Source organism: Clavibacter sp. (assembly GCF_014802555.1).
Classification (GTDB): Bacteria; Actinomycetota; Actinomycetes; order Actinomycetales; family Microbacteriaceae; genus Clavibacter; species Clavibacter sepedonicus.
Genome location: NZ_JAAVCB010000025.1, coordinates 1 through 24,532, shown reverse-complemented (window position 1 = coordinate 24,532; position 24,532 = coordinate 1). Strand labels below are relative to the sequence as shown.

The window sequence follows — 24,532 nt, the reverse complement described above, 5'->3', positions numbered from 1 at the left end:
GCCGCGCGCCCCGCCCGCGGGCAGCTGCCGGAGGGCGTCGACCTCGGCGTGCGCGGATCCGGCGCCGCGATGGCGGCCCTCGGCGATGACGCGGCCGGAGGCGTCGAGGATCACGCAGCCGACGCGCGGGTTCGGCCCCCACGCGGGCCCTTCGGCGGCGAGCTCGAGGCCGCGGCGCATCGCGCGCTCGAGCGCGGGATCGCCGGGTGCGAGGGCGTGCGCCTCGGGTGCCGTCGGGCCGTCGTGCATGGTGTCCTCGTCCGTGGACGGACTCCGGGCGCGGTCGACGAGACCTCGACGCCGGCAGGGTCGCTGGCGCCGCGTGCGCCTCCCATCCGGACTCTCACCGTCGGTCCCGGATTCCCACCGGATCGGCGGACGAGGCTCCCGGGGACCCGGTCGCGCATCGTCCGTTCGCGGACTGTCACCGCCGGCTCGGATTTCCACCGACCCCGGAGCACGTGTCCGTCCTTTATATCCCACTGGGCCGGGCGCACCCAGCCGGAGTCGCCGGATGACGGTGCGCGGTCTGGAGGAGGTGGCGACCCGGCAGCCGGGCGGTCCCGTCGTCGCCCCATCGCGGCGTCGTGCTGTGCAGGCCGCCGGCCTCCGACCCGCGATTCTGGCTACCGTGCCCTCCGGGGGTCTCCGTCGTCATCGTGATGCGGGTGGGCCGTGGCGCGCCGTGGCGTGGCGTGGCGCGGCCCGGCCCGGCCCGGGAAGTGATGGGAAGTACATGATGATGCAGATAGGTGCCCGTTGGGCCCTCGCCTCCGCGGTGGTCGCCGCGTGCCTGCTGGGCGGGGGCCCGGCGACCGCCGCCGGCTCGGCGCCCCGCCCCGCCCTGCCGCCCCCCGCAGCTCGAGGGGAGGCATCCAGTGGGGACATCGTCGATGCGACCGTGGAGTCGCCCGGCGAGACGGCATCCGACGTGTCGTCCACCGAGTACTGGACGCCGGAGCGGATGCGGACCGCGATAGAGGCTCCCGTTCCGACGTCCCTGTCGGATCCCGGACACCCTGACGCGTCCGGTGTCCCCGACGAGGAGAGCGGCTCCGCTGCGGTCGCGCGGATGGAGACCCTGGCGCAGCCTGCCGCGCCGACGTCGGCCGCGGTGGGTCCGCAGGCCTTCGAGGAGCCGCGGGGATCGGCCGTGGTCGGCAGGGTCTTCTACACGGACCCCGGAGAGGTCCACCGATACGCCTGCTCGGGAGTGGCGATCAACACCCCGAGCGGCCGGGTCGTCATGACGGCGGGGCACTGCGTGCACACCGGCCAGGGCGGGGGGTGGCAGCGGCACTGGGAATTCGTGCCGGGCTATGTCGACGGCCGAGCCCCGTTCGGACACTTCCCCGAGAAGCACCTGCTCACGAGCACGGCATGGATAACGAAGGGGAGCGAGGGACCCATACCCTCGGACGTGGCGGCGACGGACATCGGCTTCGCGGTGACCGCCCCGGACCCCGCCGGCCGGTCGCTGGGGTCCATCGTGGGAGGTGACGGCCTGACCATCGGTGCCGCGCCGTCCGGCCTCCCCATCGAACTGCTCGCGTATCCGGTCAACCGCCTCGGCGGTGCTCGCCTGTCCGCGTGCCGGACCTCGACCGTGGACTCGGGCCACGCAGGGGTCATGGCCGCAGAGGGCTGCGGGTTCGAAGGCGGCGGGTCCGGAGGGCCCTGGGTCGACCGGTTCGACGCGAAGACCGGCAGGGGCTTCGTCCGCGGCGTCACCTCCGGGAGCGCCGGGGAGGTCTACCTGGAGGCAGCGGTGCCGAGCGAGTTGACGAAGCGGATGCTCGCCCAGGCCGACCGCGACGGTCGGGGCTGAGCGGCCGAGCCCCCGAGGGCGGCCGCGCGGCGACGCGCGCGCCGGATCTCGGGGGCTCCCGCCGGGCTGGTCGTCCGGAGGTGGCCTCCGGTGCTCCGCGTCCGGGCCTCTCCTCAGGCCCCGGCGCCGCGACCCGGCCGGTCCGAGAGAGCGGTGACGGCTGCGGCAAGCGCGTCGAGGGCCGTGATGCGGAGTACCGCTCCCGGAACACGACTGTCCACGGCGGCGTCCCCGCCCGCCGGCGCGACGATGCGCGACCGACCGCCTCGATCCAGCCACACGCCGCCGAGCCCCGCGTCGGCCGCCCCGAGCGCGTCGGTGCGGAGCCGGTCGCCCACCATGACGGCGTCGGCCGGATCCACGCCCGCCTCCGCGCACGCGAGGTGGAAGATCCGCGGGTCGGGCTTGGCGAAGTCGAGGTCGCCCGAGCAGACCACGGGAGCCAGGCGTGCGGTGAGCCCGACAGCGGCGATCTTCGGCTCCTGCTGGCTGCGCTCGCCGTTGGTCACGATGCCGAGGCGCACGCCGGGGTGCCGGCGCTCGATCTCGTCGAGGGCGTCGTGGGCTCCGGGCAGCGTCCGCCACGCGGCCGCGTACCCCGTGAGGTAGCCGGCGAACCACGCGTCCGTCGCGGCGTCGTCGTCCGTGAGGTCGTCCGCATCGGGGGACCCCATGGCGGCGAGGAAGCCGCGCACCCGCGCCCGACGCTTGCCCTGGAAGTCCAGCTCGCCCGCGAGGTACCGGTGGTAGTGCTCCTCCTCGAGGTCGCGCCACAGCCCAACGGCGCGGTCGGCGGCGGTGGCGTCCTCGGCGTCGAGCAGTCCCCGCGCCGCGGCGTGCGCCGTGATCCCTTCCGCGACGGCGCCGCGGTGGTCCACCAGCGTGTCGTCGAGGTCGAGGAGGACCAGCCGCAGGGTCACCGTCCCACGCGCCGCACGAGCCCGACGGCGTCGTACACGCGGGCGAGCATGGCGTCCGCCCGCTCCTCGGCGCGCTCCGCGTTGCCGGCGAGCATGCGGTCGAGCTCGGCCGGGTCGTCGAGGAGCTCGAGGCTCCGCGCGCGGATCGGCTCGAACACGCCCGTGACGGTCTCGGCGACGTCCTTCTTGAGGTCGCCGTAGCCGCGGCCCGCGTAGCGCTCCTCGAGCGCGGGCACGGCGGTGCCCTCGAAGGCCGACAGGATCGTCAGCAGGTTCGAGACGCCGGGCTTCTCGCCGCGGTCGAAGCGCACCTCGCGGCCGGTGTCGGTGACGGCCGAGCGGATCTTCTTGGCGGTCTTCGCGGGCTCGTCCAGCAGCCACACGACGCCCGCGTCGCTGGCCGCGGACTTGCTCATCTTCGACGTCGGGTCCTGCAGGTCGTAGATGCGGGCCGTGTCCTTCTGGATCATCGGCTCCGGGATGCGGAACACGTCGCCGAACCGCGAGTTGAAGCGCTTCGCGAGGTCGCGCGTGAGCTCCACGTGCTGCTTCTGGTCGTCCCCCACGGGTACGACCTCGGTGCCGTAGAGCAGGATGTCGGCCGCCATGAGCGTCGGGTACGCGAAGAGCCCGAGGGTCGTCGCGTCGGCGCCCTGCTTCTGCGACTTGTCCTTGAACTGGGTCATGCGGCTCGCCTCGCCGAAGCCGGTCAGCGTGTTGAGGATCCACGCCAGCTCGGTGTGCGCCGACACGTGCGACTGCACGAAGAGCGTGGAGACGGCCGGGTCGATGCCCGCCGCGATGTACTGCGCGGCGGTGCGCCGGGTGGAGTCGCGGAGGGCCCCCGGATCCTGCGGGACGGTGATGGCGTGCAGGTCGACGACGCAGAACACGGCGTCGTGCGTGGTCTGCAGCTCCTTCCACTGCAGGAGCGCGCCGATGTAGTTGCCGATCTGCAGCGAGTCGGCGGACGGCTGCATGCCGGAGAAGAGGACGGGACGTGCGGTCATGGCGATGCCTTCGTGAGGGGAGCGCGGGACGCTCGCGGGGCGCCGGTGCGGCGCGGAGGGGGAGGGGAGCGAGGGTGCGGGCGACGGGTCAGATCGCGTAGTCGACGACCACGGGCGTGTGGTCCGACCATCGCTTGTCGTAGGCCTCGGCGCGGTCGACCGCGTAGCCCACGACCTTCTCCGCGAGGGCCGGGGTCGCGAGCTGGTAGTCGATGCGCCAGCCGGTGTCGTTGTCGAACGCCTTGCCGCGCCAGCTCCACCACGTGTACGGGCCGTCGACCTCGCCGGCCTGCTGGCGTCCGACGTCGACCCAGCCGAGGCCGGGGCCGGTGGATCCGTCGACGCCCGTGACGTCCTCGCCGCGCGCGCCGAGGATCCGGTCGAGGTAGGCGCGCTCGCGCGGCAGGAACCCGGCGCGCTTCACGTTGCCCTTCCAGTTGCGGATGTCGAGCTCGCGGTGCCCGACGTTGAGGTCGCCGACGACGACCGCGAGCTCGGAGTGCTCGGCGATCTCGGGCAGGCGCTTCTCCATGCCGTCGAGGAAGCGCCACTTCTCGTCCTGCTTGGCGGTGCCGACCTCGCCGGAGTGCACGTAGGCGCTCACGACCGTGACGATCGTGCCGTCCACGTCGTAGTCGGCCTCGAGCCAGCGGCCCGCGCTGTCGAAGTCCTCCGCGCCGATGGCGACGCGGTGGATCTCGGCGCGGCGGCGGCTCGCGATGGCGACGCCCGCGCGGCCCTTGGCGGTCGCGGCGTCGTGCAGCACGTTCCACTCGGGGCCGAGGAGGCCCTCGATGTCGCTCGTCTCGGCGCGGACCTCCTGGATGGCGAGGATGTCGACGTCGCGCGTGTCGAGCCAGTCGCCCATGCCCTTGCGGAACGCGGCCCGGATGCCGTTCGTGTTGATGGACGCGACGCGGAGGTTCGAGGGCATGGTCTCGATCCTAACGGCGGCGTCTCCGCCGCAACCCGAGCAGCACCCGCGTGATGCCGCGCGACTGCGCGTACCGCTCCCGCTCCCGGGCACGCTCCTCCTCCTCGAGGATCCGGCGTGCCTCGTCGAGCTTCGCGACGCGCTCCTGCTCCAGCTGCTCGGGGGTGAGGGACCGGGCGTCGATGCCGCGGTCCTGCATGCTCACGGCGATCCACGACGCGCAGATGAGGATGACCTGGCAGATGAGGTTGAACCAGATCAGGAGCCCGATGATCACCGCGAACGACGCGAGCAGCGGGTTCCGGCTCGCGCCGCCGAGGAGCGCCGTGCCGAGCACCTTGAGGACGCCCATCGCCACGCCGCCGAGGAGCGCGCCCTGGAGGAGCTGCGTCCGGGGGATCCGGACGCCCGACAGGATCCGGTACGCCCCCGCGAGCACGGCAGTGTCGAGCGCGAGCACGAGCGCGAGGCCCACGGTGCGGCCCACGACGATCGCGAGCAGCGAGTCCTCGCCGACCTGCATCAGCCGGAACACGAAGCCGAGGAGCCCGGTGCTGACCACCGAGAGCGCCGCCGACAGCAGCATCGCGAGGGCGAAGACCAGCGCGAGCCCGAGGTCCTTCACCTTGAGGAGCAGGAAGAACGTGATCGGCGGCGGCAGCTCGAAGATGCGCCGGACAGAGTCGCGCGTCGAGGCCAGCCAGCCGAGCGCGGTGACGAGGAGGCCGATGGAGCCGATGATGCCGGCCAGGTTGATCGCGCGCGACTGGAGCAGCTCCTGCGGGTCCTTGATCACACCATCGGGTCCGAACAGGCCGGGCACCGCCCCCTGGATGATGCTGAGCAGCGAGTCGAGCAGCATCGGGTTGTCCGCGAGCACCGAGCCCGCCACCGAGAAGCCGACCGCGAGCGCCGCGAACACCGCGAACACCGCCTGGTACGACATGCCGGCGGCGAGGATCGGTCCGCCGGCGGCCCCGTAGGCGAGGAACACGCGCACGGGCTTCAGCGCCATCACGCGGGTGACGAGCGCCGGGATGCCCGTGGGCGCGGGTGGGTCCTGGGGCGGCGTGCCGGGGGAGGCGGATGCGGAGGCGGCGCGGTCGGGGCGCCCGCGGCCGTCGGGGGCGGTCATCCCCCGAGGATACGGGCCGCCGGGCCCCTGGTAGCGTGGGCGGGCCGTTCCGGCACCCCGACCGGACGGCGACCCGCGCGGGCGCCGTCCGTCCGCGCGTCACGCACCCGAGCGAGGGAGTCCCTGTGCGCATCACCGGTATCGGAGTCGGACACGGAGTGGCCACCGGGCCCGTGATGCGGATGCCCGACCCGCTGCCCGAGCCCGGCACGGAGCCGTTCACGGGCCACGCCGACGCCGAGGTCGCCCGCGTCGCCGACGCCCTCGCCGCCACGGCCGACGACCTCGCTGCGCGCGGCGCCCGCGCCGGCGGCGACGCGAAGGACGTGCTCGACGCGCAGTCGCTCATGGCGCGCGACCCCGCCCTCCTCGACTCGGTCAGCCGGCTCGTCGGCCAGGGACGCTCGGGCGAGCGCGCCGTTTTCGAGGCGTTCGCCACCTTCCAGGAGCTGCTCACCGGCATGGGCGGCTACATGGCCGAGCGCGCGGCGGACCTCGCCGACGTCGCCCAGCGCGTCATCGCGCGGCTCCGGGGGGTGCCTGCGCCGGGGATCCCGACGGCGGACGCGCCCTTCGTCCTCGTCGCGCGCGACCTCGCGCCCGCCGACACGGCCCTCCTCGAGCTCGACCGCGTGCTCGCCCTGGTCACGACCGACGGCGGCCCCACCAGCCACACCGCGATCCTCGCCCGCAGCCGGTCCATCCCGGCCATCGTCGGCGCGACGGGCGCCGCCGGCCTCCCCGAGGGCACCGAGGTCGTCGTCGACGCCGCGGCCGGCCTCGTCATCGCGGATCCGTCCGACGCCGAGCGCGAGGACGCCGTGCGCCGCATCCGCGCCCGCGAGGAGGCGCTGGCCTTGCCCGTCACCGACGGCGCGCTGGCGGACGGCACGCCCGTCCCGCTCCTCGCCAACCTCGGATCCCCGGCGGAGGCCGCCCGCGCGGTCGAGCTCGGCGCCGAGGGCGTCGGCCTCTTCCGCACCGAGTTCCTGTTCCTCGACGCCGCCGAGGCGCCGTCCGTCGCGGCGCAGACCGCGCAGTACACGGCGCTCCTCGAGGCCTTCCCCGACCGCAAGGTCGTGGTCCGCGCGCTCGACGCCGGCGCCGACAAGCCGCTCGCCTTCCTCACCGACGCCGACGAGGAGAACCCGGCGCTCGGCCTCCGCGGCCTGCGAGCCCTCCGCGCGCACGAGCAGATCCTCCGCGACCAGCTCACGGCCCTCGCCGCGGCGGACGCGGCCACCGACGCCGACCTCTGGGTCATGGCGCCCATGGTCGCCGACGCGGAGGAGACGGCGTACTTCGTCGACCTCGGCCGCGAGCTCGGGCTCCGCACGGTGGGCGTGATGGCCGAGGTGCCGTCGCTCGCGCTCCTCGCCGACCAGGTCGTCGAGGTCGCCGACTTCGTGAGCATCGGCACGAACGACCTCACGCAGTACACGATGGCGGCGGACCGCCTGCTCGGCTCGGTCGCGTCCTACCAGGACCCGTGGCACCCGGCGGTCCTCCGCCTCGTCCGCACGCTGGGCGACGCGGGCCGTGCGTCCGGCACGCCGGTGGGCATCTGCGGCGAGGCGGCCGCCGACCCGCTCCTCGCGGTGGTGCTCGTCGGCCTGGGCGCCACGAGCCTCTCGATGACGCCCGCCGCGCTCGCCGACGTCCGCCTGGAGCTCGGCCGCCGCACCCTCGACGACGCGCGCGCCGCCGCACAGGCCGTCCTTTGCGCACGCACGGCGGCCGATGCTCGCGCCGCGGCCGAGCGGATCCTCGCGGCCGCCTGACCCGCCCGCGCAGACGCACGGCCCCGCAGCTCCGAGGAGCTGCGGGGCCGTGTTCGTGCGGTGGGGCTGCGGCGCTACGCCTTGCCGCGCATGATCGCCTGCTTGACCTCGGCGATCGCCTGCGTCACCTGGATGCCGCGCGGGCAGGCCTCGGAGCAGTTGAAGGTCGTGCGGCACCGCCACACGCCCTCCTTGTCGTTGAGGATGTCGAGGCGCACGTTCGACTCGTCGCGCGAGTCGAAGATGAAGCGGTGCGCGTTGACGATGGCGGCCGGACCGAAGTACTGGCCGTCGGTCCAGAACACGGGGCACGACGACGTGCACGCGGCGCAGAGGATGCACTTGGTGGTGTCGTCGAAGCGGGCGCGCTCGGCCGCGGACTGGATCCGCTCCTTGCCCTTCTCCGGCTTCGTGTTGGAGATGAGGAACGGCTGCACGTCGCGGAACGACTCGAAGAACGGCTCCATGTCGACGACGAGGTCCTTCTCCAGCGGCAGGCCCTTGATGGCCTCCACGTAGATGGGCTGCGAGATGTCGAGGTCCTTGATGAGCGTCTTGCAGGCCATGCGGTTGCGGCCGTTGATGCGCATCGCGTCGGATCCGCACACGCCGTGCGCGCAGGAGCGGCGGAAGGTCAGCGACCCGTCCTGCTCCCACTTGATCTTGTGCAGCGCGTCGAGGATGCGGTCGGTCGGGTAGACCTCGACGTCGAAGTCCTCCCATCGCGGTTCGGCGTCCTGGCCGGGCAGGTAGCGGCGGATGATGAGGGTCACCGTGAAGGTGGGGATGGCCGAGGCCTCTCCCGCGGGGGGTGCGTCCAGGGTTGCGGTGCTCACGCGTGCGTCCTATCGGATCGGTGGTGCGGTGATGTGCGTCGGTGCTGACCCCAGGGGTCAGTACTTCCGCTCCATCGGCTGGTAGTTCGTGATGACCACGGGCTTGGTGCTGAGCTTGATGTGGTCGCCGGCGTCGGTGCTGTGCGCGTCGCCGGTGAGGTACGCCATGGTGTGGACCATGTAGTTCTCGTCGTCCCGCTTCGGGAAGTCCTCGCGGAAGTGGCCGCCGCGGCTCTCCTTGCGGTACATCGCCGAGTACACGACGACCTCCGCGAGGTCGAGCAGGAAGCCGAGCTCGATGGCCTCGAGCAGGTCCGTGTTGAACCGCTGGCCCTTGTCCTGCACCTGGATGTTCGTGTACCGATCGCGCAGGTCGGCGATCACCTTGGTGACCTCGATCAGCGTGTCCTCGGTGCGGAACACCTGGGCGTTGCGGTCCATCGACTCCTGCAGCTCGCGACGCAGGGTCGAGATCCGCTCGGTGCCGTTGGAGTTGCGCGCGCCCTCGACGAGGCCCTTCACGAAGTCCGCGGCGTCCGCGGGGAGCGGCGTGAAGTCGACGCCCTTGACGTACTCGGCCGCGTAGTTGCCCGCGCGCTTGCCGAACACGTTGATGTCGAGGAGCGAGTTGGTGCCGAGGCGATTGGATCCGTGGACGGACACGCACGCGCACTCGCCGGCCGCGTAGAGGCCGGGCACCACGGTGGAGTTGTCGGAGAGGACCTCGGCCTTGATGTTCGTGGGGATGCCGCCCATCGCGTAGTGCGCGGTCGGCAGCACGGGCACGGGCTCCGTGTACGGCTCGACGCCGAGGTACGTGCGCGCGAACTCCGTGATGTCCGGGAGCTTCGCGTCGATGACCGCGGGCTCCAGGTGCGTGATGTCGAGGTAGACGTAGTCCTCGTTCGGGCCCGCGCCGCGACCCTCGCGGATCTCCGTGGCCATGCACCGGGCGACGATGTCGCGGGGAGCGAGGTCCTTGATGGTGGGCGCGTAGCGCTCCATGAACCGCTCGCCCTCGCTGTTGCGGAGGATCGCGCCCTCGCCGCGGGCCGCCTCGGACAGGAGGATGCCGAGGCCGGCCAGACCGGTCGGATGGAACTGGAAGAACTCCATGTCCTCGAGCGGCAGGCCCTTGCGCCAGATGATCCCGACGCCGTCGCCCGTGAGGGTGTGCGCGTTCGAGGTCGTCTTGTAGATCTTGCCGAAGCCGCCGGTCGCGAAGATCACGGCCTTCGACTGGAAGACGTGGATCTCGCCGGTCGACAGCTCGAGGGCCACGACGCCCGCGGGCTGCTCCTTGCCGTCGACCTCGGCCATGACGAGGTCGAGGACGTAGAACTCGTTGAAGAAGTTGATGCCGAACTTGACGCAGTTCTGGTACAGCGTCTGCAGGATCATGTGGCCCGTGCGGTCGGCCGCGTAGCAGGACCGGCGGACGGGGCTCTTGCCGTGGTCGGCCGTGTGGCCGCCAAAGCGGCGCTGGTCGATCTTGCCGTCGGGCGTGCGGTTGAAGGGGAGGCCCATGTTCTCGAGGTCGATGACCGCGTCGATGGCCTCCTTCGCGAGGATCTCCGCCGCGTCCTGGTCGACGAGGTAGTCGCCGCCCTTGACGGTGTCGAAGGTGTGCCACTCCCAGCTGTCCTCCTCGACGTTCGCGAGCGCGGCGGCCATGCCGCCCTGCGCCGCGCCCGTGTGGGAGCGCGTCGGGTAGAGCTTCGAGATGACGGCCGTGTTCGCCTGCGGTCCCGCCTCGATCGCCGCGCGCATGCCGGCGCCGCCCGCACCCACGATGACGATGTCGAACTGGTGGTAGTGGACGCCGTCCACGATGGTGCTCGCGGAGGGCTCGGAACCGGGGGTGGCGGTGTCAGTGGTCACGGGCTTCTTTCTCGAGGCGGGAGGGGTGAGCGGCTAGAGGTCGCCGCAGAAGGAGGGCAGCAGGTCGGCGGGCTGGCCGGCGGGGCACGGGTCGAAGGTGAAGACGACGAGCGTGCCGAGCACCAGCAGGACGACCGTGGACGTGACGAGCGCGCCCTTGAGGATCGTGCGGGTGCGGGGCGACGCGGCGTAGTCGTTCACGAGGGTGCGCATGCCGTTGGCGCCGTGGATGACCGCGAGCCAGAGGAGCGCGATGTCCCACACCTTCCAGAACGGGTCGGAGAGCTTGCCGCCGACGAACGCGAAGTCGATGGCCTTGATGCCCTCGCCCTGGATGAGGTTGACGTAGAGGTGGCCGAAGATGAGCACGACGAGCACGACGCCCGAGGCGCGCATGTACATCCAGCCCCACTTCTCCCAGTTGACGCCGCCCTGACGACGCGGCTGCCGGGGCTGGCGGGGACGCTCGATGCTCACCTGCTGTGCGATGTCGCTCACGATCAGATCCATCCCGCTTCGCTGAACACGTTCATGAGGTGGCGCGGCACGAAGCCGGCCATGAGCACGACCCACAGGCCGATGACCACGTAGAACATGAGCCGCTGGTGCTTGGCGCCGAAGCGCCAGAAGTCGATGAGGATGATCCGCAGCCCGTTGAGCGCGTGGAAGCCGATGGCCCCGACGAGGGCGACCTCGCCGATGCCCATGATCGGGTTCTTGTACGTGCCGATGACCGCGTTGTAGGCCTCGGGGCTCACGCGGATGAGGCTCGTGTCGAGCACGTGCACGAGGAGGAAAAAGAAGATGGACACGCCGGTTATGCGGTGCAACACCCATGACCACATGCCCTCACGGCCCCGGTACAGCGTCCCCGCGGGGACCTTCGGTGCGCGCGACGTGTGCGGTTCGCGGGTTCCTGCCGTCTTGATGGACACGGAACGACCCTCCCTGATGCTGGTGCCCCGAGGGCGGAGCGCCTTCGCGCCGACATTGCGCGTCGTCGACGAGTCTACGGGCGGGTCCGGGCGGTCACCCGTTAGGGCACCCTAAGCGTCGCGGGCCGTGGGCGACGGGGTCAGGCGACGACGGGGACGGGGCCGGCGTCCGCGGGACCAGCCGCCTGCAGGGCCGAGCGGCGCGCGGAGACGGCGCGGCCGTAGTGCCCGATGAGCTCGTCGCCGATCGTGGCCCAGGAGCGGCCGAGGACGGCCCGGCGACCGGCCTCGCCCATGCGGAGCCGCATCGGCTCGCTGGCGACGAGCTCGTCCACGAGGCGGCGCAGGTGCGCGTCCCGGGGCGACGCCGGGTCGAAGAGGAAGCCGTCCGTCCCGTGCGCGACCAGGTCGATCGGTCCGCCGGCGTGCGGCGCGACCACGGGGAGGCCGGACGCGTGCGCCTCCTGCACGGTCTGGCCGAACGTCTCCTCGGTGCCGGTGTGCACGAAGACGTCCATGGCGGCGTACGCGGCGGCGAGCTCGCGACCGCCCACGCGGCCGAGCCACGTGACGGGCATGCCCGCGAGGGCGCGTCGTGCCGAGGCCTGGCTCGGGCCGTCGCCCGCGATGAGGAAGCGCACGCCGGGGATCCCGCGGAGCGCGGAGAACCGCTCGAGCTGCTTCTCGGGGGCGATGCGGCCCACGTAGCCGACGACCGTCTCGCCGCCCGGCGCGACGCGGTGCCGGAGCGCGACCGCGTCCTCCATGGCGCGGTTGCGGGGGTGGTAGCGGTCGAGGTCGACGCCGCGACCCCAGCGGGCGACGCGCTCGACGCCCGCTGCCGCGAGGTCGGCGGCCGCGGCGCTCGACGGTGCGAGGGTCAGGTCGGCGCCCTGGTGGATCCAGCGCACGAGCCGCCACACGTACGGCGCGGTCGCGGCCAGGCGGTTCCGGCGGGCGTAGCCGGCCACGTCGGTCTGGAACACGGCGACGGACGGGGTGTCGATGCGGGTCGCGGCCGCGATGGCCTGCGCGCCCAGGAAGAGGGGCGACGCGGTGTGCAGCACGTCCGGCGTGAAGTCGGTCAGGAGGCGCAGCACCTGCGGGCTGGGGATCCCCACCGGGAACTGCCGGTAGGCGAAGGCGGGGACGCCGTGGACGGGGAAGCCCGCGAACTCGGACGGGGCGCCGGCGTCCGGGGCGATCACCATCACCTGGTGACCGCGGTCCCTCAGGTGCTCGAGCACCCGGCAGACGCTCGTGGTGACGCCGTTGACGGTGGGGAGGAAGCTCTCGCTGACGACGGCTACGCGCATGCCCCCGACGCTAGGGACGGGGGCCGTCGCCGTCGCCGCGGCCCCGTGAACGCCCCGTTGCCGTCACGTGAACTCGACGCATCCGGCTGTTTCCCAGGGTGCCGATAGTGTGGGCCCATGACCGAGCAGACGAGCGCGATCTCCCGTTTCTACAGCGTGATCCCCGCGGGGGGCGTGGGCTCGCGCCTCTGGCCGCTGTCCCGCGCGGACGCACCGAAGTTCCTCCACGACCTCACCGGTTCCGGCCGCACGCTCCTCCGCGACACGTGGGAGCGCCTCGCCCCGCTCTCCGGCGAGGACCGGATCATGGTCGTCACCGGCCGCGCCCACCGGGCCGCCGTCGAGGCGCAGCTGCCCGAGCTCGCCGACCCGAACGTCGTCCTCGAGAGCGAGGGGCGCGACAGCACCGCCGCCATCGCACTGGCCGCGGCCATCCTCCAGCGCCGCGAGCCGGGCGTCATCATCGGCTCGTTCGCGGCCGACCACGTCATTGCCGACCCCGACCGCTTCCGCGACACCGTGCGCGAGGCCGTCATCGCCGCCGATGCCGGCTACATCACCACCATCGGCATCACGCCGACGGAGCCCGCGACCGGCTTCGGCTACATCCACACCGGCAAGGCGCTCAGCATCCCGGACGCCCCGCACGCCCTCAAGGTCGCGTCGTTCGTGGAGAAGCCGAGCATCGGCGTCGCCCGCGGCTACGTGAAGGGCGGCACGCACCTCTGGAACGCCGGCATGTTCATCGCCCGCGCCGACCGCCTCCTCGAGGAGCTCGGCCGCACCGAGCCTGAGCTGCTGAAGGGCGTCCTCGAGCTCGCCGAGGCGTGGGACACCGCTGACCGCGGCCTCGTCGTCGACCGCGTGTGGCCCAACCTCAAGAAGATCGCGATCGACTACGCGGTCGCCGAGCCGGCCGCCGCCCGTGGGGCGCTCGCCGTGATCCCCGGCCGCTTCACCTGGGACGACGTGGGCGACTTCGCCTCCGTCGCCAAGATGCACTCGAGCGGCCGCAAGTCCGACCTCGTGATCCTCGGGGAGGACGCGCGCGTCCTGTCCGACGCGTCGAGCGGCATCGTGGTCGCCAACAGCAAGCGCGTGATCAGCCTCATCGGGGTGCGGGACATCGTCGTCGTCGACACCCCCGATGCCCTGCTCGTGACCACCAAGGAGAACGCGCAGCGCGTGAAGAGCGTGGTGGACGCGCTCAAGCTCAGCGGCGGGACGGACGTCCTGTAACGAAGGGGTAACGAACCCCGCGGGCGCTCCCGATGGCCGGAAGGCGCCGGGAGCGCCGCCGTTAGATTCCGGGGATGCCCCGCACCCGCGGCGCCGTCCGCGCCGTCATCCTGCCCATCGCCCTCCTCTCCGCCGCGGCCCTCGCCGGGTGCGGCGCGGCCCCCGAGCCCGGCGCCACCGGATCCGCGTCCGCGAGCGACTACTGCGCCCGCATGGTGACCAACTCCGGCGGCCTGCAGGACCGCTCCTTCAACCAGTCGAGCTGGGAGGGGCTCCAGCGCGCGGAGCAGGAGCTGGGGATCCAGGCGGACGTCCTCGTCTCGACCTCGGAGACCGATCTCGCCCCGAACGTCGAGCAGGCGGTGGGCACGGGCTGCGGCTTCATCCTCACCGTCGGCTACGAGCTGGCGGACGCCACGTCGGCTGCGGCCGCCGCCAACCCGGACGTGCACTTCTCCATCGTCGACGAGGTCGTCGACGCCCCGAACGTCAAGCCGCTCGTGTTCGACACGGCGCAGGCCTCCTACCTCGCGGGCTACCTCGCGGCGGGCGTGAGCGAGACCGGCAAGGTCGGCACTTTCGGCGGAGGCAACCAGCCGCCCGTCACCCTCTTCATGGACGGCTTCGTCGACGGCGTGGCCGCGTACAACCAGGCGCACGGCACGAGCGTCCAGGCGCTCGGCTGGGACGCCGCGGCGCAGGACGGCACCTTCACCGGTGACTTCGAGGACGTGTCGAAGGGCCAGACCACGACGCAGAACCTGCTCGACCAGGGCGCCGACGTCATCATGCCGGTGGCCGGTCAGGTGGGGGAGGGTGCGGCGTCCGCGATCCTCGCGCACGGCAGCGGCAAGCTGATCTGGGTCGACAACGACGGCTACGACACCCTCCCCGCCGAGTACCGGCCGCTCCTGCTCACGAGCGTGCTCAAGGACACCGGCGAGGCCGTGGTCGACATCGTGGCCGACGACCAGAAGGGGTCGTTCACGTCGGAGCCGTACGTGGGCACGCTCGCGAACGGCGGCGTCGGGCTCGCGGAGTACCACGACCTCGCCGCTTCGGTGTCGCCTGAGCTGCAGTCCGAGCTCGACGCGCTGAAGGCCCGCATCGTCTCCGGCGACGTGCAGGTGAAGTCGGTCTCCACGCCGTAGCAGAGCCCGTGTTGCCGCGGTGTTTCGGGGCCGTCCCGGATCGATAACGCTTGCGCCCCGGGGCCCGATCGGGGCACGGGACGCATTCCCGTGCATGGGTAACATGAACCCACATCGCCCGGCTGACCCGGGCTGCACCTGGAGGCCACAGTGACCATCACCACCCGAAAGGCCGCCCTCGGCGGTCTCGCCGCCGTCGGCATCACCGCGATCCTCGCGGGCTGCGGCGCCGCCCCCGAGTCGACCGCGGGAGGCACCGGCGGCGCCGCGAAGAGCGACCTCGTCTCCTGCATGGTCTCCGACTCCGGCGGCTTCGACGACAAGTCGTTCAACCAGCTCGGCTTCGAGGGCCTCACCAAGGCGGCCACCGACCTCGGCCTCGACACCCCGAAGACGGTCGAGTCCGCCGCGGAGACCGACTTCGCGCCGAACCTCACCAACCTCGCCGACCAGGGCTGCGGCCTCATCGTCACCGTCGGCTTCCTGCTCGCGGACGCCACCAAGGAGGCGGCAGCCGCCAACCCCGACACCGAGTACGCGATCATCGACGACGCGTCCATCGACGCACCGAACGTCAAGCCCATCACCTTCAACACGAGCGAGGCCGCGTTCCTCGCGGGCTACGCGGCGGCGGCCTACTCGAAGACCGGCACCGTCGGCACCTTCGGCGGGCTGCAGATCCCGACCGTCACGATCTTCATGGACGGCTTCGTCGACGGCGTGAACTACTACAACGAGCAGAAGGGCAAGGACGTCAAGGCCATCGGCTGGGACGTCGCGAGCCAGAGCGGGTCGTTCACCGGCGAGTTCGTCGCCAACCAGACGGCCAAGACCGCGGCGCAGACGCTGATCGACCAGGGCGCGGACGTCATCATGCCCGTCGGCGGTCCGATCTTCCTCAGCGCGGGCGAGGCCATCCGCGACTCGAGCGACAAGAAGGTCGTCATGGTGGGCGTCGACTCCGACGCGTACGAGACCGCGCCCGACCTCAAGGACCTCTTCCTCACCTCGGTGCTCAAGGGCATCGACGCCGGTGTTGAGGACGTCGTGAAGACGGCGGCGGACGACAAGTTCGACGCGACGCCGTACGTCGGCACGCTCAAGAACGGCGGCGTGGACATCGCCCCGTTCCACGACTACGAGTCCGAGGTCCCGTCGGACCTCTCGGGCGAGCTCGAGACGATCAAGGCCGGCATCATCGACGGCTCGATCACCGTCGAGTCGCCGTCGTCGCTGACGAAGTAGCATCGAACGCACCGCGGGGGGATCGGCAGTCGCCGGTCCCCCCGCCGCGTGCTCACCACACCCACCGAACAGATTGATCCGATGAAGCTCGAACTGCGGGGAATCACCAAGCGCTTCGGCGCGCTGGTGGCCAACGACCACATCGACCTCGTCGTCCACCCGGGCGAGATCCACTGCCTGCTGGGCGAGAACGGCGCGGGCAAGTCCACGCTGATGAACGTCCTCTACGGCCTGTACCAGGCCGAGGAGGGCGAGATCCTCCTCGACGACCGGGTGGCGCGGTTCGCCGGCCCCGGCGACGCGATGGCCGCGGGCATCGGCATGGTGCACCAGCACTTCATGCTCATCCCCGTGTTCACGGTCGCGGAGAACGTCATGCTCGGACACGAGGAGACGAAGCTCGGCGGACGGCTCGACCTGGCGGGCGCCCGCGCGAAGGTGCGCGAGATCTCCGCCCGGTTCGGCTTCGACGTGGACCCGGACGCGCTCGTCGCCGACCTGCCCGTCGGCGTGCAGCAGCGGGTCGAGATCATCAAGGCCCTGTCACGTGACGCCGAGGTGCTCGTGTTCGACGAGCCGACCGCGGTGCTCACGCCGCAGGAGACCGACGAGCTCATGGTGATCATGAAGCAGCTCCGCGACGCGGGCACCGGCATCGTCTTCATCACCCACAAGCTGCGCGAGGTCCGCGAGGTCGCGGACCGCATCACCGTCATCCGGCTCGGCAAGGTCGTCGGCGAGGCCGAGCCCACCGCGAGCAACGCCGAGCTCGCGTCCCTCATGGTGGGCCGGAGCGTGTCGCTCACCGTGCAGAAGGAGCCCGCGACGCCGGGCGCCGCCGCCCTCGTCGTGCGCGACCTCACGGTGGTGGACGCGTCCGGCCAGGTCGTCGTCGACGGCGTGAGCTTCGAGGTGCACGCGGGGGAGATCCTCGCCATCGCGGGCGTCCAGGGCAACGGGCAGACCGAGCTCACCGAGGCGATCCTCGGGCTGCAGCCGCGCGTGTCCGGCACCATCGACCTCGACGGCACGCGCCTCACCGGCCGCTCGGTCCGCCGTGTGCTCGACGCCGGTGTCGGCTTCGTCCCCGAGGACCGCAACGACGACGGGCTCGTCGGCGAGTTCACCATCGCCGAGAACCTCATGCTCGACCGGTCCGACAGCCCGCCGTTCGTCGTCGCCGGATCCCTGAAGCTCGGCTACCTCGACGAGTTCGCGCGTGACCGCGTGCGCGAGTTCGACATCCGCACGCAGGGCATCGACACGCACGTCGGCCGGCTCTCCGGCGGCAACGCGCAGAAGGTCGTGCTCGCGCGCGAGCTCAGCCGCGACCTCCGCCTCTTCGTCGCCGCGCAGCCCACGCGCGGCCTCGACGTCGGCTCCATCGAGTTCGTGCACACGCGCGTCGTCGAGACCCGTGACCGCGGCCTGCCCGTCATCGTCGTCTCCACCGAGCTCGACGAGGTCGCGGCGCTGGCCGACCGCATCGCCGTCATGTACCGCGGCGGCATCGTCGGCATCGTCCCGGGCGACACCCCCCGCGACGTGCTCGGCCTGATGATGGCCGGCGAGGTCCCCGCATCCGTCCCCACCACCACGACCGCCGGAGGGCGCACCGCATGACCGACGACACCACTCGTCCCGAGGGCCAGGGGCCCGAGGACCCGCCAGCGGGGCAGCTGCCCGCCTCCGGTCGCGAGGCCGGATCCGTGGGCGACCCCACACGCTCCGAGTCGCCCGCGGGCGTGCCCGCCGTGGCGGGCGGCGACGGCGACGAGGGCTCCCGCGCCGGGCAGATCCTCCGCGAGATCGCGAGCGGCAGCGCGCTCCTGTCGGTGCTCGCGGTCGTGCTGTCGCTGATCGTCGGCGCGCTGCTCATCGCCGTCACCGACGAGGAGACGCAGAAGGCGGCCGGGTACTTCTTCAGCCGCCCGCTCGACACCCTGCGCGCCGGGTGGGACGCCGCGTCCGGCGCCTACTCCGCGCTCTTCCAGGGCTCGATCTACAACTTCCGCCGGCCGGGGTTCGCGAACGGCATCAAGCCGCTCACCGAGACGCTGACCTTCGCGACCCCGCTGATCGCGGCGGGCCTCGGCGTCGCGCTCGCGTTCCGCGTGGGCCTGTTCAACATCGGCGCGCGCGGGCAGATGCTCATCGCCGCGGCCTGCGCCGGCTGGGTGGGCTTCAGCTTCGACCTGCCGCCCGTGATCCACCTGGTGCTCGCCGTCGGCGCGGGCATCGTCGGCGGCGCGGTCTGGGGCGGGATCGTCGGCCTCCTCAAGGCGCGCACCGGCGCGCACGAGGTGATCGTCACGATCATGCTCAACTACGTCGCGTTCTACCTCCTCTCCTACCTGCTGCGGACGCCCGGCCTCCTGCAGGCGCCCGGGTCGAACAACCCGAAGACACCGGCCATGCTCGACACGGCGGTGTTCCCGGCGCTCCTCGGCGACGGGTACTCGCTGCACGCGGGCTTCCTCGTGGTCGTCGTCGCGACGGTGATCGTCTGGTACCTCCTCAACCGCTCCGGCCTCGGCTTCCGCTTCCGCGCGGTGGGCGAGAACCCGAGCGCCGCGCGGGTCGCCGGCATCGACGTCAAGAACTCCTACCTCTACGCCATGCTCATCTCCGGCGGTCTCGCGGGCCTCGCGGGGGCCAGCCAGGTGCTCGGCACGGTCACGACGGGCTTCAGCTCGGGGATCGACGCCGGCATCGGCTTCGACGCCATCACGGTGGCGCTGCTCGGCCGCAGCCGCCCCTGGGGGGTCTTCGTCGCGGGGATCCTGTTCGGCGCGTTCAAGGCCGGCGGCTTCTCGATGCAGGCGGCAGAGGGCGTGCCCATCGACATCGTCGTGGTCGTCCAGTCGCTCATCGTCCTGTTCATCGCGGCGCCCCCGCTCGTGCGGGCGGTCTTCCGCCTGCCCGCGCCGGGCCAGGCGCGTCGCACCACCCGGATCCGGAAGGCGGCGCTCAGCTCATGACCGCGACCACCCCCGCCGCGCACGCCCCGGCGCCGCACGTCCCCGCGGCCGCCGCGCTCGAGCGCGCCGTCGCCACCAGCTGGAAGGCGCCCGTCGCCTTCGGCGTCTTCACGGTGATCTCGCTCGTCCTGTTCGTGCTGCTCGGTCGCGAGGGGTCGAGCACGTTCGGCCTCTCGACCGGGACCGACCTCATCCAGCTCGCGCCGCTCGTGCTGCCGACCGCCGCGACCGGCGTCGTCGTCACCGTGGTCCTCGCGGCGCTCACGGTGGTGTCCGTGCTGATGGTGCGCCGCTCGGCGAAGGTGCCGCTCTGGTTCACCGCCGTGTTCGCGATCCTGTTCCTCGTGGCGTTCCTCACCTGGGCATCCGCGGGCCAGACGATCCCCGTGCCCGGACTGCTCGTCGGGACGGTCGCCCTGTCGGTGCCGCTCATCTTCGGCGCGCTCGGCGGCGTCCTCTCGGAGCGCGTGGGCGTCGTCAACGTCGCGATCGAGGGCCAGCTGCTGGCGGGCGCGTTCGTCTCCGCGGTCGTGGCGTCCCTCACGGGGCAGCCGCTCATCGGCCTCGCGTCCGCGATGGTCGCCGGCATGCTCGTGTCGTTCGTGCTCGCGGCGTTCGCCATCAAGTACCTGGTCGACCAGGTCATCGTCGGCGTCGTACTCAACGTCCTGGTGACGGGGCTCACGAGCTTCCTGTTCTCGCAGGTGCTGTCCGCCGACCCGGGGCGGCTCAACTCGCCGCCGCGCTTCGACCGCATCGACATCCCGGTCCTCGGCCAGATCCCGATCATCGGACCGGTGCTCTTCCGGCAGACGATCATCGTCTACGTCATGTACGTGGCCGTGTTCCTCGTCTGGTACTGCCTGTTCCACACGCGCTGGGGCCTCCGCCTCCGCGCGGTGGGCGAGCATCCGCAGGCGGCCGACACCGTGGGCATCAAGGTCTCCGCGACCCGGTTCTGGAACGTGTCCCTCGCGGGCGCCATCGCGGGCCTCGGCGGCGCGTTCTTCACGCTCGGATCCGTCGGCGCGTTCAACAAGGAGATGACGGCGGGCGCGGGGTTCATCGCGCTGGCCGCCGTGATCTTCGGCCGGTGGGATCCGCTGCGCGCCACGCTCGCGGCCCTCCTGTTCGGCTTCGCGAGCAACCTGCAGAACGTCCTCGGCGTCATCGGGTCGCCCGTGCCGAGCGAGTTCATGCTGATGCTGCCGTACGTCGTGACCATCGCCGCGGTCGCCGGACTCGTGGGCCAGGTGCGCGGACCCGCCGCCGCCGGCAAGCCCTACGTGAAGTCGTGAGCGCTGTGGAGCCCGTGGAGTCGGGCGGCATCGACTGGGGATCCCTCCGCGAGGCGGCGCACGAGGCCATGGGCCGCGCGTACGTCCCCTATTCGAAGTTCCCCGTGGGCGTCGCGGCCATCGCCACCGACGGCCGCGTGATCACCGGCTGCAACGTCGAGAACGCCAGCTACGGCCTCACCCTCTGCGCCGAGTGCGCGCTCGTCTCCGTGCTGCACCTCACCGGCGGCGGCCAGCTCATGGCCTTCACGTGCGTGGACGGCGACGGCAACATCCTCATGCCGTGCGGGCGCTGCCGGCAGCTGCTGTTCGAGCACGCGGTGCCGGGCATGCTGCTGGAGACCGTCTCGGGGATCCGCACGATCGACGAGGTGCTGCCCGACGCCTTCGGGCCGAGCACGCTGGACGCCTACGGGGACCGCTCGTGAGCGCCGCGTTCGACGTCGTCGACCTGATCCGCACCAAGCGCGACGGCGGCCGGCTCTCGACCGCCGAGATCGACTGGCTCGTGGCGGCGTACACCGACCGCTACGTGGCGGACGAGCAGATGGCCGCGCTCGCGATGGCGATCCTGCTGCGTGGCATGGACCGCACCGAGATCCGCGACCTCACGCTCGCCATGATCGCGAGCGGCGAGACGCTCGACTTCTCGCGGCTCGGCAAGCCCACGGTCGACAAGCACTCCACGGGCGGCGTGGGCGACAAGATCACCCTCCCGCTCATGCCGCTCGTCGCCTCCTACGGCGTCGCGGTGCCGCAGCTCTCGGGCCGCGGCCTCGGCCACACGGGCGGCACGCTCGACAAGCTCGAGTCGATCCCCGGCTGGCGCGCCGACCTCTCCACCGAGGAGATGGTGCGGCAGATGAGAGACCACGGCGGCGTGATCTGCGCGGCCGGCAGCGGCCTCGCCCCCGCCGACAAGCGCCTCTACGCGCTCCGCGACACCACGGGCACGGTCGAGGCGATCCCGCTCATCGCCTCCAGCATCATGAGCAAGAAGATCGCCGAGGGCACGGGCGCCCTGGTCCTCGACGTCAAGTTCGGCTCCGGCGCCTTCATGACCGACATCGACCGGTCGCGCGAGCTCGCCCGCACCATGGTCGAGCTCGGCACCGACGCCGGGGTGCGGACCACCGCGCTCCTCACCGACATGGACGTGCCGCTCGGCCTCGCCATCGGCAACGCCAACGAGGTGCGCGAGTCCCTCGAGGTGCTCGCCGGCGGCGGCCCCGCCGACGTCGTCGAGCTGACGCTCGCGCTCGCGCGGGAGATGCTCGCCGCGGTCGGGATCCCCGACGCCGACGTCGACGTCGCCCTCCGCGACGGCCGGGCCATGGACTCGTGGCGCGCCACCGTGCGCGCGCAGGGCGGGGATCCGGACGCCGCGATGCCCGTGGCGCGCGAGACCCACGTGGTCACCGCCGAGCGCGACGGCGTGCTCGTGCAGCAGGACGCGCTCCCGTTCGGCATCGCCGCCTGGCGCCTCGGCACCGGTCGCGCCCGCCAGGGCGACGCCGTGCAGCACGCGGCGGGCGTCGACCTGCACGCGAAGCCGGGGGACGCGGTGCGCCGCGGCGACCCCCTCTTCACGCTCTCCACCGACGAGCCCGAGCGGTTCGCACGCGCGCTGGAGTCGCTCGAGGGCGCGTACCGCGTCGGCGACGCGGAGGAGCACGTCGCGCGCGGGCCGCTCGTCCGGGAGCGCATCACCGCCGAGGGCTGACCCACGGCCCGGCCGTCGTCCCGCGACGACGGCCGTGCGGAGACGCGCCTCAGCCGATGCGCTCGAGCGCGTCGACCACCACGTCCCAGAACCCGGCGTGGTCGAGGTCGACGGCGACCTGGGTCGTGCAGTCGGCGGGCGCGGGGCGGCGCAGGTCCGTCACCGTCATGCCGGTCGTGTGCGTGCCGGTCAGCTCGACGGACACGGGCGCACGCCGCGCCGAGACGAGGCGCGGGTCGATCACGCGCGCGACGGCGCAAGGGTCGTGCACGGGCGGGCTCGGGAAGTCCTGCCGGTCGTGGTACGCCCGGCCGTAGGACTCCATCGAGTCGACGACGAAGCGCGACGCCGGCGTGCCGAGCGCCGCGATGCGCGCCATGACCTCCGGCGTCGCCGTCGCCTGGTACGTCAGGTCGAGGCCCACCATCGTCACGGGCCACGCCTCGCCGAACACGATGTGCGCGGCCTCGGGATCCACGGCGATGTTGAACTCCGCGACGGCCGTGCGGTTGCCGTGGTGGTACCCGCCGCCCATGAGGACGACCTCCTTGACGCGCTCGACGATGCGGGGCTCGCGGCGCACGGCGAGGGCGATGTTCGTGAGCGCGCCGAGCGGCACCAGCGTGATCTCCCCGGGCGCGTGCGCCATGACCGTCTCGATGATGAGGTCCACCGCGTGCCGCGGGTCGAGCGCGACGGCGGGCTCCGGCAGCTCGGGTCCGTCGAGCCCGGTCTCGCCGTGGATCTCCGGCGCCGTCATCACGGGCCGGACGAGGGGCCGCGCGCAGCCGGCGGCGATCGGCACGCCCTGCATCCCGGCCACCGTCGCGACGGCCAGCGCGTTCCGCGTCACCTTCTCCAGCGTCTGGTTGCCGGCCACCGTGGTGATGCCGACGACCTCCACCTCCGGGCTGCCGTGCGCGAGCATCAGGGCCAGCGCGTCGTCGTGCCCCGGGTCGCAGTCGATCAGGATCTTGGTGGGCATGGGTCCTCCGGCTCGGTCGCGGCCCGCGGATGTCTCGCACACCGATCGTTCGTGTGCCGACGACCTCGGCGTGGGCCGCGTCGAGGCTAGTAGATTCGTCCCATGACGATCGCTCCCGAGGACTCCACGCTGCCCGGCGGAGGGTCGTTCCGCGACCTCCCCAAGGTCTCCCTGCACGACCACCTCGACGGCGGCCTCCGTTCCGGGACGATCGTCGAGATCGCCGACGAGATCGGCCTCGAGCTGCCCGCGCAGGGCGCCGAGGCGCTCGGCGAGTGGTTCCGCACCAGCGCCGACTCGGGATCGCTCGTTGACTACCTGAAGACCTTCGACGTCACCATCGCCGTGATGCAGACCGAGCAGCAGCTCGCCCGCGTCGCGCGCGAGTTCGTCGAGGACCTCGCCGACGACGGCGTCGTCTACGGCGAGATCCGCTGGGCGCCGGAGCAGCACCTCACGAAGGGCCTCTCGCTCGACCAGGCGGTCGAGGCCGTCCAGTCCGGCATCGAGGAGGCCGTGCGCGGCGTCGAGGAGGCGGGCGGATCCATCCGCGTCGGCCAGCTCGTCAGCGCCATGCGCCACCTCGACCGCGGCACCGAGATCGCCGAGCTCGCCATCCGCCACCGCGACCGCGGCGTCGTCGGCTTCGACATCGCCGGGCCCGAGGCGGGCTTCCCGCCGTCCCGCATGCAGGGCGCGTTCGACCTGCTCGCGCGCGAGTGGATGCCCCGCACCGTGCACGCGGGCGAGGCCGACGGCCTCGAGTCCATCCGCGGCGCGCTCCTCGACGGCCGGGCCCTCCGCCTCGGTCACGGCGTGCGCATCGCCGAGGACATCGAGATCGACAGCGAGGAGGGCGAGGAGGTCTTCGTCACGCTGGGCACGCTCGCCCAGTGGATCAAAGACCGCGGCATCCCGCTCGAGCTCAGCCCGTCGTCCAACCTGCAGACCGGCGCGATCGAGGTGTGGGGCGACGAGATGGTCGACCACCCGTTCGACCTGCTGTACCAGCTCGGCTTCGCGGTCACGGTCAACACCGACAACCGCCTGATGAGCGGCACCAGCATCAGCCGGGAGCTGTCGCTCCTGACGGACGCGTTCGCGTACGACCTCGACGATCACGAGATGTTCCAGCTCAACGCGGCGGCCGCGGCGTTCCTGCCGCTCGAGGAGCGCGAGGCGCTCGCCGAGATCATCTCCGACGGGTTCGCCCGCCTCTAGCTGTACTCGGCCATGACGTTGGTGACACTTCGGGGCGTGTGAAGAGGCCTCCTGGCTTGATGGAGCTGTTCAGTTCAACCATCGCCAGGAGGCCTCGATGTCCCACGGTAATG

General features: G+C 72.2%; 21 protein-coding genes, 1 pseudogene and 1 riboswitch. Of the genes and pseudogenes, 11 read left to right on the top strand and 11 right to left on the bottom strand.

Translation table 11 applies throughout. The annotated features are described in order from the left end of the window. Positions 1–249 (bottom strand): annotated as a pseudogene (locus HDR73_RS02975) (riboflavin biosynthesis protein RibD); the annotation flags it as partial. Positions 250–319: 70 nt separating this feature from the next. Continuing rightward, positions 320–464, bottom strand: a riboswitch (FMN riboswitch). Positions 465–1,153: 689 nt separating this feature from the next. Between HDR73_RS02975 and HDR73_RS02970 the strand changes: the two are divergent. Next, entirely contained in the window at positions 1,154–1,828 is a 675-nt protein-coding gene (locus tag HDR73_RS02970) for a trypsin-like serine peptidase (RefSeq protein ID WP_287136215.1), read from the top strand. 113 nt (positions 1,829–1,941) lie between these two features. On the opposite strand, the gene HDR73_RS02965 is transcribed toward HDR73_RS02970, so the two are convergent. The 4 genes from HDR73_RS02965 to HDR73_RS02950 form a co-directional block, all read right to left on the bottom strand. Further along, positions 1,942–2,748, bottom strand: coding sequence for an HAD family hydrolase (locus HDR73_RS02965; protein WP_012300101.1), 807 nt, complete (start codon positions 2,746–2,748; stop codon positions 1,942–1,944). Continuing rightward, on the bottom strand, positions 2,745–3,758 hold the full coding sequence (gene trpS / locus HDR73_RS02960) for a tryptophan--tRNA ligase (protein WP_012300100.1): 1,014 nt from the start codon (positions 3,756–3,758) through the stop codon (positions 2,745–2,747). Before trpS ends, HDR73_RS02965 begins: the two co-directional genes overlap by 4 nt. Before the next feature lie 88 nt (positions 3,759–3,846). After that, a complete protein-coding gene (locus tag HDR73_RS02955) occupies positions 3,847–4,692 on the bottom strand; it encodes an exodeoxyribonuclease III (RefSeq protein ID WP_012300099.1) in 846 nt (281 codons plus the stop codon). Positions 4,693–4,702: 10 nt separating this feature from the next. Further along, positions 4,703–5,827 (bottom strand): YihY/virulence factor BrkB family protein, encoded by a 1,125-nt coding sequence (locus HDR73_RS02950; protein ID WP_012300098.1) that lies wholly within the window; start codon positions 5,825–5,827, stop codon positions 4,703–4,705. Positions 5,828–5,952: 125 nt separating this feature from the next. On the opposite strand from HDR73_RS02950, the gene ptsP reads away from it, so the two are divergent. After that, the gene (gene ptsP, locus HDR73_RS02945; protein ID WP_012300097.1) at positions 5,953–7,608 is read left to right on the top strand and encodes a phosphoenolpyruvate--protein phosphotransferase; all 1,656 of its coding nucleotides are present in this window, start codon (positions 5,953–5,955) and stop codon (positions 7,606–7,608) included. Positions 7,609–7,682: 74 nt separating this feature from the next. On the opposite strand, the gene HDR73_RS02940 is transcribed toward ptsP, so the two are convergent. The 5 genes from HDR73_RS02940 to HDR73_RS02920 form a co-directional block, all read right to left on the bottom strand. Beyond that, entirely contained in the window at positions 7,683–8,444 is a 762-nt protein-coding gene (locus HDR73_RS02940) for a succinate dehydrogenase iron-sulfur subunit (RefSeq protein WP_041464738.1), read from the bottom strand. Between the two features lie 57 nt (positions 8,445–8,501). Then, the gene (sdhA, locus tag HDR73_RS02935; RefSeq protein ID WP_012300095.1) at positions 8,502–10,325 is read right to left on the bottom strand and encodes a succinate dehydrogenase flavoprotein subunit; all 1,824 of its coding nucleotides are present in this window, start codon (positions 10,323–10,325) and stop codon (positions 8,502–8,504) included. A 33-nt stretch (positions 10,326–10,358) separates the two neighbouring features. Next, entirely contained in the window at positions 10,359–10,835 is a 477-nt protein-coding gene (locus tag HDR73_RS02930) for a succinate dehydrogenase hydrophobic membrane anchor subunit (protein WP_012300094.1), read from the bottom strand. Beyond that, a complete protein-coding gene (gene sdhC / locus HDR73_RS02925; RefSeq protein WP_086935928.1) occupies positions 10,826–11,260 on the bottom strand; it encodes a succinate dehydrogenase, cytochrome b556 subunit in 435 nt (144 codons plus the stop codon). The genes HDR73_RS02930 and sdhC overlap by 10 nt, the downstream gene beginning before the upstream one ends. 140 nt (positions 11,261–11,400) lie before the next feature. Beyond that, complete coding sequence (locus HDR73_RS02920; protein WP_012300092.1) at positions 11,401–12,576, bottom strand: glycosyltransferase family 4 protein; 1,176 nt, start codon at positions 12,574–12,576, stop codon at positions 11,401–11,403. A gap of 117 nt (positions 12,577–12,693) precedes the next feature. Between HDR73_RS02920 and HDR73_RS02915 the strand changes: the two genes are divergently transcribed. The 8 genes from HDR73_RS02915 (at position 12,694) to HDR73_RS02880 (ending at position 22,213) form a co-directional block, all read left to right on the top strand. Continuing rightward, complete coding sequence (locus HDR73_RS02915) at positions 12,694–13,815, top strand: mannose-1-phosphate guanylyltransferase (RefSeq protein WP_012300091.1); 1,122 nt, start codon at positions 12,694–12,696, stop codon at positions 13,813–13,815. Positions 13,816–13,889: 74 nt separating this feature from the next. After that, on the top strand, positions 13,890–14,966 hold the full coding sequence (locus tag HDR73_RS02910) for a BMP family lipoprotein (RefSeq protein ID WP_012300090.1): 1,077 nt from the start codon (positions 13,890–13,892) through the stop codon (positions 14,964–14,966). Positions 14,967–15,116: 150 nt separating this feature from the next. Next, entirely contained in the window at positions 15,117–16,211 is a 1,095-nt protein-coding gene (locus HDR73_RS02905; RefSeq protein ID WP_012300089.1) for a BMP family lipoprotein, read from the top strand. Between the two features lie 81 nt (positions 16,212–16,292). After that, positions 16,293–17,834, top strand: a complete 1,542-nt coding sequence (locus tag HDR73_RS02900) for an ABC transporter ATP-binding protein (RefSeq protein ID WP_012300088.1) — start codon at positions 16,293–16,295, stop codon at positions 17,832–17,834. Further along, positions 17,831–19,192, top strand: a complete 1,362-nt coding sequence (locus tag HDR73_RS02895; protein WP_012300087.1) for an ABC transporter permease — start codon at positions 17,831–17,833, stop codon at positions 19,190–19,192. The genes HDR73_RS02900 and HDR73_RS02895 overlap by 4 nt, the downstream gene beginning before the upstream one ends. After that, the gene (locus HDR73_RS02890) at positions 19,189–20,490 is read left to right on the top strand and encodes an ABC transporter permease (protein ID WP_094169866.1); all 1,302 of its coding nucleotides are present in this window, start codon (positions 19,189–19,191) and stop codon (positions 20,488–20,490) included. Before HDR73_RS02895 ends, HDR73_RS02890 begins: the two co-directional genes overlap by 4 nt. Then, entirely contained in the window at positions 20,487–20,918 is a 432-nt protein-coding gene (locus tag HDR73_RS02885; protein ID WP_012300085.1) for a cytidine deaminase, read from the top strand. The genes HDR73_RS02890 and HDR73_RS02885 overlap by 4 nt, the downstream gene beginning before the upstream one ends. Next, positions 20,915–22,213 carry a thymidine phosphorylase gene (locus HDR73_RS02880; protein ID WP_012300084.1) on the top strand — a complete coding sequence of 433 codons (1,299 nt, stop codon included), beginning with the start codon at positions 20,915–20,917 and terminating at the stop codon, positions 22,211–22,213. The genes HDR73_RS02885 and HDR73_RS02880 overlap by 4 nt, the downstream gene beginning before the upstream one ends. A 49-nt stretch (positions 22,214–22,262) precedes the next feature. On the opposite strand, the gene uriH is transcribed toward HDR73_RS02880, so the two are convergent. Continuing rightward, complete coding sequence (uriH, locus tag HDR73_RS02875) at positions 22,263–23,198, bottom strand: uridine-preferring nucleoside hydrolase UriH (RefSeq protein WP_012300083.1); 936 nt, start codon at positions 23,196–23,198, stop codon at positions 22,263–22,265. Positions 23,199–23,300: 102 nt separating this feature from the next. Here uriH and HDR73_RS02870 point away from each other — a divergent pair, with 102 nt between their 5' ends. Continuing rightward, positions 23,301–24,419, top strand: a complete 1,119-nt coding sequence (locus HDR73_RS02870) for an adenosine deaminase (RefSeq protein WP_012300082.1) — start codon at positions 23,301–23,303, stop codon at positions 24,417–24,419. Positions 24,420–24,532: the final 113 nt, after the last annotated feature.